The 17575-nt window shown below is 67.4% G+C and carries 15 protein-coding genes; 8 read left to right on the top strand and 7 right to left on the bottom strand.

Annotated features, from left to right (window positions below; translation table 11 throughout):
* Window positions 1-26: 26 nt before the first annotated feature.
* Window positions 27-911 carry a glycosyltransferase family 2 protein gene (locus tag C7C57_RS12760; RefSeq protein ID WP_187976716.1) on the bottom strand — a complete coding sequence of 295 codons (885 nt, stop codon included), beginning with the start codon at window positions 909-911 and terminating at the stop codon, window positions 27-29.
* Window positions 912-998: 87 nt separating this feature from the next.
* Window positions 999-2093 carry a glycosyltransferase family 1 protein gene (locus C7C57_RS12755; protein WP_187976715.1) on the bottom strand — a complete coding sequence of 365 codons (1095 nt, stop codon included), beginning with the start codon at window positions 2091-2093 and terminating at the stop codon, window positions 999-1001.
* A gap of 91 nt (window positions 2094-2184) precedes the next feature.
* Between C7C57_RS12755 and C7C57_RS12750 the strand changes: the two genes are divergently transcribed.
* Window positions 2185-3204, top strand: coding sequence for a glycosyltransferase family 2 protein (locus C7C57_RS12750; protein WP_187976714.1), 1020 nt, complete (start codon window positions 2185-2187; stop codon window positions 3202-3204).
* A 24-nt stretch (window positions 3205-3228) separates the two neighbouring features.
* Here C7C57_RS12750 and C7C57_RS12745 read toward each other — a convergent pair whose 3' ends face one another.
* From C7C57_RS12745 to C7C57_RS12735, 3 genes are all read right to left on the bottom strand, one after another.
* Window positions 3229-4545, bottom strand: a complete 1317-nt coding sequence (locus tag C7C57_RS12745) for an O-antigen ligase (RefSeq protein ID WP_187976713.1) — start codon at window positions 4543-4545, stop codon at window positions 3229-3231.
* On the bottom strand, window positions 4542-5981 hold the full coding sequence (locus C7C57_RS12740) for an O-antigen ligase (RefSeq protein WP_187976712.1): 1440 nt from the start codon (window positions 5979-5981) through the stop codon (window positions 4542-4544). The genes C7C57_RS12745 and C7C57_RS12740 overlap by 4 nt, the downstream gene beginning before the upstream one ends.
* Window positions 5982-6072: 91 nt before the next feature.
* A complete protein-coding gene (locus C7C57_RS12735) occupies window positions 6073-7251 on the bottom strand; it encodes an acyl-CoA dehydrogenase family protein (protein WP_187976711.1) in 1179 nt (392 codons plus the stop codon).
* 182 nt (window positions 7252-7433) lie between these two features.
* Between C7C57_RS12735 and manA the strand changes: the two genes are divergently transcribed.
* The 4 genes from manA (at window position 7434) to C7C57_RS12715 (ending at window position 13966) form a co-directional block, all read left to right on the top strand.
* Window positions 7434-8645, top strand: a complete 1212-nt coding sequence (gene manA, locus C7C57_RS12730; protein WP_187976710.1) for a mannose-6-phosphate isomerase, class I — start codon at window positions 7434-7436, stop codon at window positions 8643-8645.
* 151 nt (window positions 8646-8796) lie between these two features.
* Complete coding sequence (locus tag C7C57_RS12725) at window positions 8797-9114, top strand: WhiB family transcriptional regulator (protein ID WP_121689252.1); 318 nt, start codon at window positions 8797-8799, stop codon at window positions 9112-9114.
* Window positions 9115-9238: 124 nt separating this feature from the next.
* Complete coding sequence (locus C7C57_RS12720; protein ID WP_187976709.1) at window positions 9239-12562, top strand: glycosyltransferase; 3324 nt, start codon at window positions 9239-9241, stop codon at window positions 12560-12562.
* Window positions 12563-13966, top strand: coding sequence for a DUF5719 family protein (locus C7C57_RS12715; protein WP_187976708.1), 1404 nt, complete (start codon window positions 12563-12565; stop codon window positions 13964-13966).
* A 124-nt stretch (window positions 13967-14090) separates the two neighbouring features.
* Here C7C57_RS12715 and C7C57_RS12710 read toward each other — a convergent pair whose 3' ends face one another.
* Window positions 14091-14903 carry an ABC transporter ATP-binding protein gene (locus C7C57_RS12710; protein ID WP_187976707.1) on the bottom strand — a complete coding sequence of 271 codons (813 nt, stop codon included), beginning with the start codon at window positions 14901-14903 and terminating at the stop codon, window positions 14091-14093.
* A gap of 126 nt (window positions 14904-15029) precedes the next feature.
* Window positions 15030-15470: a metallopeptidase family protein gene (locus C7C57_RS12705; protein WP_030148977.1), complete on the bottom strand. Its 441-nt coding sequence runs from the start codon at window positions 15468-15470 to the stop codon at window positions 15030-15032.
* Window positions 15471-15550: 80 nt separating this feature from the next.
* Here C7C57_RS12705 and C7C57_RS12700 point away from each other — a divergent pair, with 80 nt between their 5' ends.
* Genes C7C57_RS12700 through ahcY form a run of 3 tightly spaced genes read left to right on the top strand, consistent with a single transcriptional unit; the run spans window position 15551 to window position 17523 of the window.
* Complete coding sequence (locus tag C7C57_RS12700) at window positions 15551-15754, top strand: DUF3499 family protein (RefSeq protein ID WP_030148976.1); 204 nt, start codon at window positions 15551-15553, stop codon at window positions 15752-15754.
* A gap of 12 nt (window positions 15755-15766) precedes the next feature.
* The gene (locus tag C7C57_RS12695) at window positions 15767-15985 is read left to right on the top strand and encodes a hypothetical protein (protein ID WP_030148975.1); all 219 of its coding nucleotides are present in this window, start codon (window positions 15767-15769) and stop codon (window positions 15983-15985) included.
* Window positions 15986-16041: 56 nt separating this feature from the next.
* On the top strand, window positions 16042-17523 hold the full coding sequence (ahcY, locus tag C7C57_RS12690) for an adenosylhomocysteinase (RefSeq protein WP_187976706.1): 1482 nt from the start codon (window positions 16042-16044) through the stop codon (window positions 17521-17523).
* The last annotated feature ends 52 nt before the right edge of the window (window positions 17524-17575 follow it).

Raw genomic sequence — 17575 nt, 5'->3', positions numbered from 1 at the left:
CCTCGGGCATACCCGGGGCGTGGGAATTAGGACCCGAAAATGTGTCGCGACAGCGAGCGTGTGGCGGGCATCGAGCGAGCCTTGAGCGCCGAGGGGAGCTCGGAGAGCGCGTTGGCCCGGGAGGTGAACCGGGTGCGGGCAGCCCGGCGTGCACGCGACCAACCGTGCTTGGTCGCCTCCTCGGCGGCCTCGGCAAACACCGTGCGCTCCTGAATGAACTTGGATCCGTCGGGACCGGTCTTGGCCGAGAGCGAGGTTGCGTGGCGGCGGTACTGGAACACGATCGTGTCATCCAGCACCAGCGATCCGCCGGCGAAGAAGATGCTCAGCAGCATCGAGAGGTCCTGCACCACATCGAGGTCGGTGCGGAAGCTACGGCTCTTGAGCTCCTTCACGTTCCACACCAGGGAGGGGAAATACGTCCAGTTGCCCCGCAGCAGGCTGGTGACCAGCTCCTCGCCGGCGAAGGATCGCGCGCCATAGCCGTCAAAACGAATGCGGGCCTTGATCCGGTCGGCCAGCGGCTCGTAGACGGCACCCTCGCCGTCGATGACCTCGACACCGGGCTGAATCACGCTGGCCTCGGGGAAACTGGTGGTGAGCTCGCGCACCCGTGCCACGTACTCGGGCAGCATGATGTCATCGCAGCCCATGATGACCGCGAAGTCGGCCTCCATCAGGCCGATGGCCTTGTTGTAGTTGCGGCTGGGGCGCAGGTTTTCGGTGTTGCGGATGTAGGCGATCCGCTCGTCTCCCAGGGCCTGTGCCCACTCACCCGGCGCCGGATCGGGGTACACATCATCGATGATGATGAGTCGCCAATCCGGGTCGCTCTGATTGAGGACGCTGGTCACCGCCTCGCGGAAGTGGTCGAAGCGGCCGTAAAAGGGGAGCATGATGTCGAGAGTCACACTGGGTACGGTAGCAATGAATCCCGGTAATTCGGTAATTTTGCCCGGATCTCGGCCCCGTGGCGGCGGTCGAGTGGCCCTGGGGGACTACCCGAGTACGCCCCGGAAGACCTCGAGCGTGCGCTCGGCCACCCGCGGCCAGGAGTACTGGGCGGCGCGCTTGGGGCCGGCCTCGGCCAGCCGAGCGGCGAGGGTGGGATCGGTCATCAGGCGGGTGATCGCGTCGGCGATCGAGTCGATGCTGTGCGGATCGGCATACACGGCGTCGTCCCCGCAGATTTCCCTGAACGCGGGGATATCGCTGAGAATCGCGGGCAACCCGATCATCATGGCCTCAAGTGCCGGCAGCCCGAATCCCTCCACGAAGGACACCAGCCCGAGTGCCGTGGCGTGCTCGTACAGCTCGCCCAGTTCCTCGGCGCTGAGCCATCCACGCAGGTCGACCCAGTCGGTCATTCCGGTTTCGGCAACCACCGCGCGCAGCGGATCCTCGGTTCCGTGGCTGCCGGTGATGACCAGACGCGGGCGAATGTCCTCATCCACCCGAGCCAGGCCGCGAATCAGGCCGTCCCAGTTCTTATGCGGACGCCGGTTGCCGGTGGCAAGAATATAGGGCGTCTCGCCGGGCACAACCGAGCGTGGGCGTTCGGTGGGACGGGCACCAGCCAGCGGGATGACCTCGATCCGCTCATCGGGGATGCGCATGAAGCGCTGGATCTCCGACTTGGAAAACTCGGAGATGGTGATCACCCGGGCGGCGTTTTTGGTGGCCCGGGTCTCCATCCACTTCACCGGCTCGGTATAGAGCGGGGTGGTCATCATTTCGGGGTGGGACCAGTACATGACATCGTGCAGGGTCAGGACCACGGGGATTTTCGATCGCATCGGGCCGAGAGAGGCGGGGGAGTGGATCAGGTCCGCGCCGACGGATTTGGCAAACTTCGATACCGCGAACAGCTCGCCGCGGGCCCAGGCGACCCGGTTCTCCCCGCTGATTCCCGAATTGACGGTGCGACCAGGGAACCAGGAGAGGTCCATTCCGCTGGCCTCGACGCTGGCAAAACCGATGAACTCGATTCCCGTTTCCAGGGCACCCAGCGCGCGATACAGCTCACGGGTATAGGTCTCCATCCCGCCCTTGGTACCGGTATAGGAGAGCAGATCGCACACAACAATTGGCATAGTTCCCCACTGTAACAGTGTGCGCGGGGAACGCACGGCTCGTGCCCGGTAGTGTGGGGGATGCGAAGCCGGGCCCGCAACTGGAGGAAACATGAGCCGCGATATTCCCCTCACCTCGGGGCATGAACCGATCACCGTGGTGGTGTGTACCTTTCGCGGGACCGAGTATTTGCGGGCGCAGCTGGAGAGTATCCGAGCCCAGAGTGTGCCTCCCGCCGAGGTGATCGTCTCCGATGACGCTTCCCATGATGGAACCGTGGAACTTGCTCGCGAGGTTCTGGGTGCCGAGGGGTCTGATCCGATTCCCCACCGGATCATCGTGAACGATCCAGGGCTGGGAACCGCCGAAAACTTTCGCCGGGCTGTGCTCGGTGCCCGGACGGATCTGGTGGCGCTGAGCGATCAGGATGATGTCTGGTTGCCGGACCGGTTGGAGCGGGCGCTCGAGCGCCATGCCGCCGATCCGGACCTGGAGCTGCTGTTTGGCGATGCCCGCCTGGTGGATGCGGCGGGTACGGATCTGGGCCTCGGCCTGTTCGAGACGCTGGCCATCTCTGCCGCGGAGCGCACCCTGATTCTTGAGGGGCGGGGATTTGATGTGCTGCTGCGCCGCAACCTGGCAACGGGGGCGACGGTGACGCTGCGTCGCCGACTGGTGGAGTGGGCGGGGCCGGTGGGGACCGACTGGCTGCACGATGAGTGGTGGGCCATCCTGGCGGCATCACGCGGGCGCATCGGGTTCACCACCGCGGCGCTGATCAACTACCGACAGCATGGGAAGAACCAGGTGGGGGTGACCAAGGCGTCGTTGCGCACCAAGATTTCGCGGGTCCTGGAAGCCGATCCGGATCGCAATCCGAGGCTCGCCCGCCGCACCCGGGCGCTGGTCCAGAGACTCGATGAGGTCGACCCCCACACCCTCGTTGCGCCGGACGCGGTGCTTGCCGACGCGCGCGCCAAGCTGCGCATCGAAACCTTCAGGGCGGAGCTTCCCACCAACCGGCTGCGTCGCGTCCTGCCCGTGCTGCGGGAGTCGCGCCGCGGCGACTATGAGCGGTACACCTCGCAGGGGCGCGCCGAGATCATGAGGGATCTCCTACAGCCGCGCTAGCGGTCGTGGCAGGCGGAGGCGAACCTACTCGCGCGGCACCGGGGGCAGGGCGCGCCGGGTTTCCCGGAACCGCGCCAGCCAGGAGGTGGAGCGGGATGCCAGGATCGCGCAGATCACCAGCATGACCCAGCCACCCGAGGTCAGCACAAAGCTCTCGGCCACCGAGGTCCCGGCCAGGGCCACCATGATCAGCGCGGGCCAGGTATAGGTCACCGTGCGGCGGTTGCTGGCCAGCAGCCAGGATCGAATAAACGCGGTGATGGCCAGAATCGCGAACAGGCAGATCCCCACCACTCCCACCTGGAGCGCAACATCCAGGTAGGCGTTCAGGGCCGAGGTGTGATGGTTTTGTAGGGTGAAGTTGATGGTGTTGTACGGGGTGGTGGACGCGCGCCACATGCCGGTCCACCCCCAGCCCTCCATCGTATTCACCGGTATCAGACGCCACACCTGGATCCACAGTGAGTATCGGGTGAGAAACTCCCCGTTGGCGTTGAGCAGGGTCAGCACCCACACTCGGTTCAGGTACACCACGATGGCCAGGATCACGCTGAGGGCGAGCAGGACCCACTGCAGGGCTGGCCTGCGCGCTGCCGGTGCCTTACGGATTCCATAGAGCGCGGCGGAGGCAATGCCCAGGACCACGGCCACAAACATCATCACCGGCGAGCGGCTGAGCAGCAGACACATCACCGCGAGCGAGATCGAGAAGCCCGCCAGGGGCTTGGGCACCGAGCGGGTGCGCCACTCGATCACAAACGAGATCAGCGCGATCATGGTGGCAAAGGCCAGGAAGCTTCGCGAGCCGAAGATGCCCTGGATCGGCCCACCCGAGGCGATGGTGCCGCTGATCTTGAGGAAGGGCACCGGGGTGTCCAGCAGAATGCCCGAGAAGATCTCCAGCATCAGCGAGGCGGTGAGCAGGATGCGCATCGCGGTGCCCACCGCGCGCACCACCTGGATCGTGTCGCGGCTGAGGGCCACCGCGGCGGCCAGGAACCCGAATCCGAGCTGATAGGCGGCCCCCACCATCGAGTTTGCCGGGGAAGTGGCCCAGATGACCGAGATGGTGCACCAGCCCACAAAGGCCAGCACGGTGAGCGGGATGACCCCGCCCCACTCGATGTATTCGCGCCGCCCGATCAGCATCAGGGCGGCCAGGAAGCACAGCGTGGCCAGCCCCGCCGCGACGCCGGCCCAGCCCAGCAGCGACTGGGTAAAGGGCACGCAGAAGGACCACCCGATGATCGTCACCGCGAGCGCCTGAACCCCCGGTGCACCGGTGAGAACCTCGCGCAGCTGTCGGATCGGAGCGGCGCCGCCCTGGTCCGGACGACTCATGCGTGCGCCGTTCGGGTATCGCCGGGCGGGGGCACCTCGGGGCGGTCATAGCGCGGCTGCGGATCGGCATCGGGGGCCAGGTCGGTGCCCGCATCCATCAGCGGGCGGCGCACACCGGTGAGCGCAAACAGGCAGATCAAGACCCAGCCGGATTCCACGAGCGGACGGCTCTCGGCGATGGACTGGACCAGCAGGGTCACCAGGATCAGCAGCGGAACCAGGGCATAGGGGGAGAAGGCGCGGGCATCGTTGTGGTCCACCCGGGGGCGGTCGATCGCGGTGAACCAGGCGCGCCACAGCGCCGAGGCCAGGGCCAGGGCCAGCAGGATCACGCCGATGATGCCCAGCTGCATCCAGACATCTAACCAGGTGTTGTGGGCCTGTAACTGGAGCACGCGGTTACGCACCACCAGGTGGTTGAAGGGCTCGACCCAGGGGACCCATGGGCTGGCGAATCCGTTGCCCAAAATCGGGCTCTTCTCGGCCTGTTTGATCACCGTGGCCCAGATTTCGGCGCGTCCGGTCAGATCCGAGCTCTTCCCCAGCAGCGAGAACACGCGATCCCGCAGCAGCCAGAAGGCGATACCACCCACGGCAAAAATGCCCCCCACAATCAGGGAGCGCCCGAACTGCTTGCCCGGTGCGCCGGCGCGCACCCAGAGGGCGGCGGCACCAACCACGATCACCGCGGCCAGCGCCAGCACCAGGGTCGAGGAACGGGTCAGCGCAAACAGCAGGACCGCCAGGGCGAACCAGGCGGCGGTCACCCAGCGCCGGGGTTCGCGCGCGCGGGCGGCGGGGGAGAGCCCGGGATAGGCGAGCAGGCGCAGCCCCAGCAGGATGATGCCCAGCAGGGCCACAAACGCCAGCAGGTTGGCGTTGCCCAGGATGCCCTGGATCCGGTCGCCGGTGAACAGGACGTTCCGCGACCAGTACGCCAGCAGCGGCGGCTTATGCCCGTACTCCACCCAGAAGGGCAGGACCGGGTGACGAATGATCAGCGAGACCACCAGTTCAAACACGATCGAGAGCGCCAGCACCGCCTGGACCGCGCGGGTGAGCGCGCCGATGATCTCGTTCCAGGTCATCACCAGGGCGAGCATCAGCGCGATGGCCGTGCACGCGAGCATGCCCAGCAGGGTAATCGCCGATCCGCCGGGATAGGCCGACCAGATCAGCGAGAGTACCGCAAAGAGAATGTATCCGGTCAGCGCGAGCGGCCAGGGGCCGGTCAGCGGGCGCGGACGCAGCCGGATCGTGAGCACCACGCAGGCGATCAGGGTGACTGCGGCCACCACCAGGTATCCGGGGAAGCCGAGCAGGTTGCGCAGCCCGTCGCCCGCCAGCGCCACAAACAGCGCAAATGTGGCCACCGCGCGCAGCCACAGGCGCTCCGTGGACAGCGCGGCGGGCGGGAGAACTCGGGTCTCGGACATAGCTCAACACTACCCGGTAGGTCCGCCGATCCACGCCGAATTGCCCGGCGATCCAGCCGGATTCACGGCGAACCGGGTGTGCCCGCCGTGCCTAGACGAACGCCGCCTTGCCGGTGATCGAGCGGCCCACGATCAGGGTGTTCATCTCGCGGGTGCCCTCATAGGAGTACAGGGCCTCGGCATCGGCGAAGAAGCGGGCCACCCGGTAGTCCAGCACGATGCCGTTGCCTCCCAGAATCTCGCGCGACCAGGCCACGGTCTCGCGCATCCGCGAGGTGCAGAAGGACTTGGCGAGGGCCGAGTGCTCATCACGCTGGGCGTCCTCATCGTGCATCTCGGAGACCCGTACACACAGCGCGATCGACGCGGTGATATTGGCCAGGCACTTGGCCAGCAGATCCTGGATCAGCTGGTGGGCGGCGATCGGCTTGCCGAACTGGATGCGTTCGCGGGCATATTCCAGCGCCGCCTCATACGCGCCGATGGCCACGCCCACGCTGGACCAGGCCACGCCGGCCCGGGTGAGGCGCAGCACCTTGGCGGTGTCGGCGAAGGAGTTGGCGTTTTCCAGCTTGAGGGAGTCGGGGATGCGTACATTGGTCAGCGTGATGTCGGCGTTCTGGACGATGCGCAGGCTGGTCTTGCGCTCGATCTTGGTGGCCACATAACCCGGGGTGGAGGTGGGCACGATGAAGCCCTTGACCTGGTTGTCTGCGGTGTCCTTGGCCCAGATGATGGTGATATCGCTGAAGGTCGCGTTACCGATCCAGCGCTTCTGGCCGTTGAGAACCCAGTGGTCCCCATCCCGGGTGGCCGTGGTGGTCAGCCCGCGGGCGCTGTCCGAACCCGAGAGCGGTTCGGTCAGCCCAAAGGCCCCGACGATCTCGCCGGTGGCCAGCCGGGGGAGCCACTCGGCGCGCTGGGCGGCCGAGCCGCAGACCCCGATCGAGCCCATGGCCAGGCCCTCGGTCACGCCGAGGAAGGTCGAGATGGAGGCGTCCACGCGGGAGAGTTCGAGTGCCAAGAACCCGCGGAACACCGCCGAGTTTTCCCGCGGCCGGGTTTCCTCCCAGGCCCAGGTACCCACGCCGGTGGCCATCAGCGGGCGAATCAGATCATGCGGAAACTCCGCCGCCTCCCAGAGATCGGTGACCCGATCGGCGACATTCTCGGCGAGGTAGGTGCGGACCGTGGACAGGGCCTCCTGCTCATGGGGTTCGAGCCGGGTGGTGAACCCGTAGAAGTCACTGTCGAGGGGCTGGAAGGTCATGATCGCTCCTTTGCTGAATCACCGATGAAACCGACCCCAGCCTAGGGAGAGGCCGAGGCTCGCGCCAGACACCTTGGTGAGTTCCTCCAGACTTCGTCACGACCGGGTGCCCGGACTTGTATGGTGGGCATAAGCACATCCAGGACGGCCGTGAACGGCGCACCCGTAGAAAAGAGGAAGCAGTGTTCGTCACCCTCACCAATACTCCCCGCGACTATGCCTGGGGTGCCCCGGGCGCGATCAGCGCGCTGCTGGGTGGGACGCCCACCGCGGCGCCGGAGGCCGAACTGTGGCTGGGAACCCATGCGGGCAGCCCGACGCGGGTGAGTGCACCGGAGGGGCCGGCAAGCTTTGGCACGCTGGAGAAGTGGCTGGCGGCCGAACCCGCGGCCGCGGGGACCGAGAGTGGTGCGCTGCCCTTCCTCTTTAAGGTGCTGGCCGCCGGGTCTCCGCTGTCGATTCAGGCCCACCCCAATGCCGAGCAGGCGCGCGCGGGCTTCGAACGCGAGAACGCCGCGGGGATCGCCCTGGATGCCCCGAACCGTAACTATCGGGACCCCTTCCCCAAGCCCGAGCTGATCGTGGCGATGGAGGACGGATTTGAGGCGCTCTCGGGGTTCCGCCCGATCGCCGAGGTCATCGCCGACCTGGACGAGCTGGTGCACGCCGGCGTGCAGGACCCGGTGCTGCACGCGCTGCGCGAGCGGCTCACCCGAGCGATCGAGGCGGGTACCGAGGGGGAGGTGCTGGCTCAGGAGGTTTCGGCCGCGCTCGGGGGCGATCGAGAGGCCGAGCGGGCCGCGCTGGTCGCGGCCGCCGCGTCGATTTCCCGGGTGCCGCTGCCCCATCTGGCCGAGACGGTCCGCCTTCTTGTCGCGGACTATCCCGAGGATTCGGGTGTGTTTGTGGCACTCTTCCTCAACCGGGTCACCCTAAAACGGGGGGAGTCGTTGTATCTGGACGCGGGAAACATGCACGCCTATCTGCGCGGTGTTGGACTCGAGTTGATGACGGCGAGTGACAATGTGTTGCGCGGCGGAATGACCCCCAAACACGTCGATATTGCCGAGCTTTTGGCCGTTGTCAGGTTTACCCCCGGCCCCGTTCCGTTCCTGGATCGTGATCAGATTGCCCCGGGCATTGTGGGCTATCGGCCGGCCGGCGCAAACTTCGCCCTGTACCGCGTAGACCCCGAAATCGCGGGAAGTTTTGCGGTTTCGGGACCGGCGATTACGCTGCAAATCCGCGGCGAGGCGGCCCTGGATCGCGGCGCGGATCACACCGATCTGGTGCGCGGAGAAATCCGATATCTGACTCCGAGCGATACGCCGGTACGCATCGCCGGGAACGGCGAAATCTGGATCGCCGCGGGCCCGTTTGGCGTCACCGCTTGAACACGATTTGAACCTGTCGGCGCGTCGTGAAGTCTCTAGCTCGCGCTGAGGGTTTACGATCTGCGACTTGACGAATCCCCAATTACAAAGGTGTAATTATCTAGGTGTCACTAACCGGTGCACCGAAACACCAAGGGGAAAGGGGGTCGATATGTCACTCGACTATCGACAGGGGGTTCCCGACGACTGGTTTATTGACCCGGTTGATCTGGGAGTACCCGGAGTGCGCCGCGATGACGAGGACGGGAATCCTCTCTCATGGCAGGCGGACTCGCTGTGTGCGCAGACCGATCCCGAGGCGTTTTTCCCTGAAAAGGGCGGCTCCACACGCGATGCAAAGCGTATTTGCACCTCGTGCGAGGTGCGGGCTCAGTGCCTGGAATACGCGTTGGGTAACGACGAGCGGTTCGGAATCTGGGGCGGACTTTCCGAGCGCGAACGTCGCAAGCTGAAAAAGCGCGCGGGCTAGGACTCACCACGGGGGTGGAATCTGAGGATTCCGCCCCGGTGTGCTTCCTGGGCATCCGCCGGGATTTATGGCGCGCCGAGGCAGCGAGTCCCGGTGCTCGCCGGGACAACATAGTCTGGAAGAAATGTCTCCACGTGTAACCGCCATCATTGTTGTCCAGGACGGCTCCCGGGATGCCGTGCACCTGAGGGCGACGCTGCACGCCCTCGAGGCTCAGACGCGCCGTCCCGATCACGTCGTCGCCGTGAGCCTTGCCTCCCCGCCCGCGGTCATCGAACTGCTGCAGGGCGCGGCGATCCAGCAGATCGTCCAGCTGCGCGAGAATCTGAGCTTCGGCGAGGCCGTGCGGGCCGGAATCCGGGCATCCTCCGACGTGTTGACCGCCGCCGGTGTGTCCACGGATGTGGATGGAGACGCCTACTGGCTGCTCGCCCAGGACACCGCACCCGAGCCCGGCGCCCTGGCGGCGCTGGTGGGTGCACTCGAGGTTTCACCCTCGGTGGGCATCGTGGGCCCCAAGCTTCTCGACTGGGATCGCGGCGAGACGATCATCTCCTATGGAGAGTCGATGACCCCGCTCGGGGCCGCCGTGACCCTGGTTGCCAACGAACTCGATCAGGGCCAGCACGACGCGGTGAGCGATGTGCTGGGTGTGGCCGCGCCGGCGATGCTGGTGCGCGCCCGGGTCTGGGACGAGGTTTCCGGCATCGATCCCGCACTGCACCAGGCCGATGATGGCCTGGACCTGTCGGTGCGGGTGCGTCTGGCCGAGCAGCGGGTATCGCTTGAGCCCAGTGCCCGCGTGCGCTGGGCCGGGGATGGCGTGGCCGGTCCCAACCGTTCGCGTCGCGGCGCCGTGGTACGCCGCCAGGCCTATGTGTCCCGCGCCGCCCAACTGCATCGCCGGATGGTCTACGCCAACGCGGCCGTGGTCTGGCTGCACTGGCTGAGCCTGCTCCCGCTGGCCCTGGTGCGCGCCGTCTGGCGTCTGATCACCAAGCAGCCCGAACTGATCACCTCGGAGATCGGGGCCGCCCTGGCCGTGGCCTTCGGATTCGGCCGGGTCTCCCGCTCCCGCCAGCGCCTCCGAGCCGGTAAGCGTGTGGGCTGGGCCCAGCTGGCGCCGCTGCGGATCTCGGTGGGTGAGGTCACCCGCCGCAGCCGTCTGCGTCGCGAGTCCGGAGCCGTCACCGTGGTGGTGGAACGCAGCGACCTGCGCTTCATCTCCGGCGGTGGAGGATGGCTGGTCACCGCATCGGCGCTGCTCTCGGCCGTGCTGTTCTTCCGCTTTATCGACGTCCAGGCGCTGACCGGCGGCGGACTTCTGCCGCTCTCGAACACCGTCGGCGAGCTGTGGGGAAACACCGGCTTTGCCTGGCGGGACCAGGGACTGGGCGTCATCTCCGCGGCCGATCCGTTCGCCGTGGTGCTGGCCTTCCTGGGCACGCTAACCTTCTGGAACCCCTCGTTCTCGATCGTGCTGCTCTACCTGCTGGCGCTGCCGCTGGCGACCCTGGGCGCCTGGTTTGCCGCGACCCGGCTGACCGAACGCAGCGGCTACCGCCTGTTTGTGGCCGCCCTGTGGACCCTGGCCCCGAGCCTGCTCGGCTCGCTGGCAGCCGGGGAAATCGGTGCCGTCATCGTGCACCTGCTGCTGCCCTGGCTGTTCTACACCGCCTCGGTCTTCCGCCGCTCCTGGGCGGCGACCGCCGTGGCCGCGATGCTGGCCGCGGTTATCCTGGCCTGTGCCCCCTCGCTCTCGATCGCGTTCGCGCTGATCTGGGTGGTGCTGCTGGTGACCGCCGGACGGTACATCCCGCGCGTGATCTGGATGCTGATCCCCGCGCTGACCCTGTTTGCCCCGCTGATTTGGCAGCAGGGAATCCGCGCCGGTAACTGGTGGGCGCTGCTCGCCGATCCCGGTTCGGTACTTACCGCGTATCCGGTGACCGAGGGCTGGAAGATCGCCCTGGGCATGCCCGCCTACGGCAACAGCGGCTGGCCGGGACTGATCTCCGCGCTCGGCATCGGTGGCGTCGCCGCCGAGTGGGCGCTGCCGGTTCTGTTGGCCCCCCTGCTCCTGCTGGCGATCATCGCCCTATTCTTCCGCGGAACCCTGCGCGTGTCCGGGCTGCTGCTGATCGCGCTGCTGGGTCTGACCACCGCGGCCCTTTCCAGTCACCTGCTGGTGACCCTGAGCGGTCCCAACACCGTGGCGATCTGGCCGGCACCGGCGCTGAGCCTGTACTGGCTGGGCCTGGTGGGTGCCGCGGCCGTGGGCCTGGACGCCATGCGTCGTCGCGGCCTGATCCCCGCCCTCGTGGTGGGTGTGCTGGCCATCGTGGTGGCCGGTCCGATGATCGCGATCTTCCCGACCGGACACAGCCCGGTGCAGGCATCGGATGGACGCACCCTGCCCGCCTACGTGACCGCGGCCGCCGGCCAGGATCCGAGCCAGGGCACCCTGCTGATTCGTCCCGAGCGGGCCGACGCCATCTCCGCGACGCTGATTCGTGGGGGCGGCACCAGCCTGGATTCGCGCTCGACCCGCGCCAACACCCGCACCGCGCTGACCGAGGACGATAACCGCGTCGCCGACCTGGCCGGTAACCTGATTTCGGCCAGCGGGCTGGACGTAGCCAAGACCCTGACCGACCTGCGGGTGCGCTTTGTCCTGCTGGCCCCGGCCAGCCCCGGACTCGACCCGGCGAATGCCTCCGGCGCCGAACAGACACTCAACCGTGCGGTAGCCGCGCTGGAAACCGAGGGGGCGCTGGGACGCGTGGGACCGACCGATCAGGGCATCCTCTGGCGCTTTGACGGCGAGATTCCGCCCGCCGCCGAGGCTCCGACCACCTGGGCCACCCCGGTGGTGGGCTTCCTGACCGGTCTGGTGTTCATCGTGGCGCTGCTGCTCGCGGTTCCCACCGCGGCCTCGCGGCGGATGGCCGAGGCCACCCCGCGCACCATCGGTCACGCGGTTCCGCGTTCGGGCGGCGGTCGCCGTGCGGCCGGTCGTCGCGGAAACCATCGTGAGGCCGAGGGCTCGAACCGCGCCCGTCGCCGTGCCGAACGGGTCGCCGAGAAGGAGGCCGAGGCGGCCCTCACCGCCGAGGTTGAGGCCCACGCCCCGGACGTGAATGAGCCCGAGGCCCCGGTCACCGCACCCGAGGCCGAGGCGACCCCTGCCTGGCCCGAACCGACCGACGCCGATGAGATCGCACGCACCGCCGAGGCCGCCCACGACGCCGAGCTGGCGCGGGCCACCGGGACCGCCGAGGCCGCGCCTGTGGTCACGCCCGTGGTCGCCGAACCGGATGTGCCGGCCGCCGATGCCGGAAGCGCACCGATTGCGACCCCCGAGGACGTCCCGGCCGCCGAACCGACGATCATCGTCACCGGCGCGGCACCCGAAGCCCCGGCCGATGACTCGAAGGAGCAGAAGTAAATGGTTTCCTCACGGAGCATCGCCACGGTTTCCGGACGCATCGTTGCCGGCATCGCCGGGGTGGGAGTCGTGGGCCTGGTGGCCTTCGGGTTCACCCGGGTGACCATCCCCACGATCACCGCCAGCGCGCCGAGCGTCCAGGTTCACCCCAGTGCCGCCGCCCAGACCCGGGTCTGCTCGGGTCCGCTGCTGCAGCCCGGTGAGTCCGGTGGACAGGCGACCGTCATCGGGGGCGTACAGACCGCCACGAGCGCCGACACCGACCCCTCGGTGACCCCGCTCACCAACCCCGAGCTCAGCGGAACCGAGGCCGGTTCGGCCGAGGCGCTGCGGATTCCGGTGGCGGGAAGCCAGACCCCGCTGCTGGCCGGGTCCCAGTCCCAGCAGGCCGGCCTGGCTGGACTCTCCGGTTTCGCGGCCAGCGCCTGCGCCGAGCCCGTGGCCGACGCCTGGCTGGTAGCCGGAAGCACCGCGACCGGCCGCACCTCGCTGATCACCCTGGCCAACCCGGGGACCGCCGACGCCAACGTGGTGCTGGAGATCTTTGGCGACAACGGACGCGTGGAGGCCCCCGGTGCCGATGGCATCATCGTGCGGGCGGGCTCGCAGAAGGTGGTTTCGTTGGCGAGCCTTGCCCCGGGCCTGGAAAAGCCGATCATCCACGTGAGCACCCGCGGTGGACACGTGTTTGCCAGCGTGCAGCAGAGCTCGGTGCGCGGCCTGACCCCCTCGGGTGTCGAGGTTGCCGGTCCGTCGGCCCCGCCCGCGCTCAGCCAGTACATTCCCGGCGTGGTGATCCCCGATGCCCCCGCCGAGCTGGAATCGGATGACACCTACGATGACCGCGCGACCGCGCTGCGCCTGATGGTTCCCGGCACCACCGACGCCAAGGTCACCATCTCGTTTGTTAATGAGGCCGGGGGCAGCGCCCCGATGTCGCTCGAGGCGACCGTGCCCGCGGGTGTGGTGCACGAAATCTTCCTGGCCAACCTGCCGGCCGGATCCTTCGGGGTCAAGATTGAATCGGATCAGCCGGTGGTGGGTGGCGTGCGCGTCACCACCACCAACGGAGCGGATTTTGCCTGGTTTGCCTCCAGCTCCAAGATCGGAAACTCCGCACGGCTTGCCATCGCGCCGGGGGAGAACCCCCGCCTGCACCTGGGAAACCGGGGCGACGCCGATGCTCGCGTGACGCTGACCCCGGTCGAGGGTGATCCGATCGAGGTGACCGTGCCCGCCGGCGGCGGTGCCGTGGTTCCGGTGACCGCCGGTGCCGGCTATGTGATGTCGGGAACCGGGGACGTGCTGGCCTCGGTGAGCTATGCGGGCCCGAGCGCGCTGTCCTCGTTTGCGGTGCAGCCCGCGAACCCCGGCTCCTCCACGGTGACGGTCTACCCGCGCTAAAAGCACCGGACCTGCGTGGCGTCAGACTCCCCGCATTCAGAGCACCGGACCTGCGTGGCACCGGGCTCCCGCGCCACCAACACACAACCCGCGCCCCGAGAGGGCGCGGGTTTTGTGATTCCGGCTAGCGTCCGGCGCGGGCACTCCAGCGGCCCTCGTACTCGCTGATCCGGATCGGATAGTCAAAGCTCTCCGAGACCGCCTCGGTGGTCAGCACCGCGCGGGCAAGCCCCTGGGCCGAGATCCGGCCGTCGGTGACCAGCGCCGCATGGGTGGTCGAGGTGGGCAGCTCCTCGAGATGATGGGTCACCAGCAGGGTCGCCAGCTCGGGCCGGACCGACACCAGATGGTCCACGGTTTCCAGCAGCTGCTCGCGGGCCGCCACGTCGAGCCCGGTGGAGGGCTCGTCCAGCAGCAGGAGGGCAGGGTCGGTGATCAGGGCGCGGGCGATCAGCGTGCGGCCGCGCTCCCCCTGGGAGAGGGTGGTCCAGGGCTCGGCGAGCTTGGATCCCAGACCCAGCAGGGCCGCGAGTTCGAGGGCGCGGTCGCTCTCGGCGGCGGTGGGTTCCCAGCGCATCATCCTTTCCACGCTGCCGGTCAACCCGGTAAGGATCACGTCCAGGATCGGCAGTGGACTTTGCAGCGGATGCCGCGGATTCACGTGGCCGATATGGGTGCGCAGCTCCCGAATCTCGACCCGGCCCAGGCGCGCGCCCAGTACGTCCACGGTGCCGCTGGTGGGGTGCTGGACCGCGCCGCAGAGGCTCAGCAGGGTGGACTTACCGGCGCCGTTGGCCCCGATCACCGCCCAGCGTTCGCCGGCATGGACTGTGAGATTCACATCGATCAGGAGGGGGCGGCCTCCGCGAACCAGGCCGACGTGTTCGAGTTTCAGCACCTCGGTGCCGATTTTTGGGGAGGAGGAAGAGGGGAGCATCACACGCTTTCAGGACGGGATCGCGCGGTCCGAGCCGGCACGATCAACACTGTGCAGGGGGCGCTGCGGGGTCGTGGCGCGGGGACGCGAGTCGTGGGTGTGCGGCGTCGTGCCCGGGATTCCAGCCTAGCGGAAACGCTCGGGGCCGAGGTCCCAGGGGTCGCGCTCCAGATACTCGGCGGTGGCCCTGAATACGCAGCTCTCGATGTGCATTTGGCGGTGCAGCTGATCGTTGACGTGCAGCCGGGCCAGGCGCTCGATCGGCACCCGGTACAGGATGATCCGGCGCTGATCGCGCAGCGCATCCCAGCGGCGTACCCCGGTGGGACCAGGCTCGCCCAGCGGCATCCCGCCGATCTCAAACGAGACGTTTTCCAGCTCCTCGCTCCACATCCCGCGCAGGAAATCCGCGGTGCTGCCGACGATCAGATCGAAGAAGTCGACCCGTCCACGCAGCGGCGGGAGGTGCGGCCCGGTGACCGAGCTGCGGCCTGCGCGTCCGTGACGATCGTGTCGTACGGCACGGCGTCCGGTGCCTGATCGTTGGGAATGGGAGGAGCGGGGCATTGCCCCAGTCTACGCGTTTCCCTCCAATACCGACCGTCCGGGCCGGTGCGTCCGTGTGGGCAGGGTACGCTGAAAGGGATATGAACCAGAGGCTCTGCTCCCGAATTGGCTGTAACCGCGAGGCGGTCGCGACCCTCACCTACGACTACGCGGATTCGATGGCCGTGATCGGACCACTCGGCACCGAGCGTCGTCCGCACTGCTACGATCTGTGTGCGTTCCATGCGACCCGTCAGACGGTGCCGCGGGGATGGACCCTGATTCAACCGCGAACCACCCCCTAACTCGGAGGCAGCATGAGCCCGTTCCAGCGTGTGTCCTACATTCTGTTTATCGTCCTGGGGGCGGGGTTTGTCATCTACGGCATCATGCGCGGGGCGATGGGCGGATTCACCGGGTCGAGCCTGCTCACCGCGATCATCTTGATTCTGGCCGGTGGCCTGGTACTTTACCGCGGTTTTCGCGGCGTGCGCACGATGCTGGAGGGGCGCTCGGACGATTCGTCCGAGCGCTGATCACCCGCCCAGAATCCTCTCCGTAATGTAACGAAACGGTCTGCAACAATGGGACTATGTCGCGTCCCGAACTTTCAAACGATCTTCCCTATCTCGTTGCAGACCTGAGCCTCGCCGAGGCCGGTCGTCACCAGCTGCGTCTCGCCGAAAACGAGATGCCGGGCCTGATGAGCCTGCGTTCCGAATTCGCCGAGAGCCAGCCGTTGGCCGGTGCTCGCATCGCCGGTTCGCTGCACATGACCGTGCAGACCGCCGTGCTGATCGAAACCCTCGTTGCGCTCGGCGCCCAGGTGCGCTGGGCCAGCTGTAACATTTTCTCGACCCAGGACGAGGCCGCCGCGGCCGTCGTGGTGGGCCCGAACGGAACCGTGGAGAACCCCCAGGGTGTCCCGGTGTTCGCCTGGAAGGGCGAAACCCTGCCCGAGTACTGGTGGTGCACCAGCCGCATCTTCGACTGGTCCACCGAGGCAGCCGAGGCCGGTGCCGACTGGGCCGGACCGAACCTGATCCTGGACGATGGCGGCGACGCCACGATCCTGGTGCACAAGGGCCGCGAGTTTGAACTCGCCGGTGCCGTGCCCGCCACCGCCGAGACCGACAGCGTCGAATACGGCGTGATCCTCGACCTGCTGCGCGATTCGCTGGGCACCAGCACCGACCGCTGGACCCGCATCGCCGAGGAGATCCAGGGCGTGACCGAGGAGACCACCACCGGTGTGCACCGCCTCTACGAGCTGGAGCGCGACGGACAGCTGCTCTTCCCGGCAATCAACGTCAACGACTCGGTCACCAAGTCCAAGTTCGATAACCGCTACGGCATCCGTCACTCGCTGCCGGACGGCCTGAACCGCGCCACCGACGTGCTGATCGGCGGCAAGGTTGCCTTCGTGGTGGGCTACGGTGACGTGGGTAAGGGTGCGGCCGAGGCACTGCGCGGCCAGGGTGCCCGGGTGATCGTCTCCGAGGTTGACCCGATCTGTGCACTGCAGGCGGCGATGGACGGCTTCCAGGTGGCCAAGCTGGAATCGGTTGTCGGCCTGGTTGACATCTTTGTGACCACCACCGGTAACTTCAACGTGATTCGTCCCGAGCACATCCTGGCGATGAAGCACCACGCGATCGTCTCCAACGTGGGCCACTTCGACAACGAGATCGATATGGCCGGGCTCGGCAAGATCGAGGGCGTCGAAAAGGTCGAGATCAAGCCGCAGGTGCACGAGTGGAACCTGCCCAACGGCCGCAGCGTGATCGTCCTCTCCGAGGGTCGCCTGATGAACCTGGGTAACGCCACCGGACACCCCTCGTTTGTGATGAGTAACTCGTTCACCAACCAGGTACTCGCGCAGATCGAGCTGCACACCCGCCTTGAGGAGTACCCGGTGGGCGTGTACACGCTGCCCAAGCTCCTGGATGAGAAGGTTGCCCGCCTGCACCTGGACGCCCTGGGTGTCGAGCTGACCGTGCTCTCCCCGGAGCAGGCCGCCTACATCGGCGTCTCGGTTGAGGGACCATATAAGGTCGAGCACTACCGCTACTAGCGGACAAGCCAAACGGCCCGGCATCCCTGTGGATGCCGGGCCGTTGGCTTGG

Origin of the sequence: Mycetocola sp. JXN-3, assembly GCF_014522285.1 — a bacterium.
Lineage (GTDB): Bacteria > Actinomycetota > Actinomycetes > Actinomycetales > Microbacteriaceae > Mycetocola > Mycetocola saprophilus.
The sequence above is the reverse complement of the archived record's forward strand: the minus strand, read 5'-3'. Positions and strand labels throughout refer to the sequence as shown.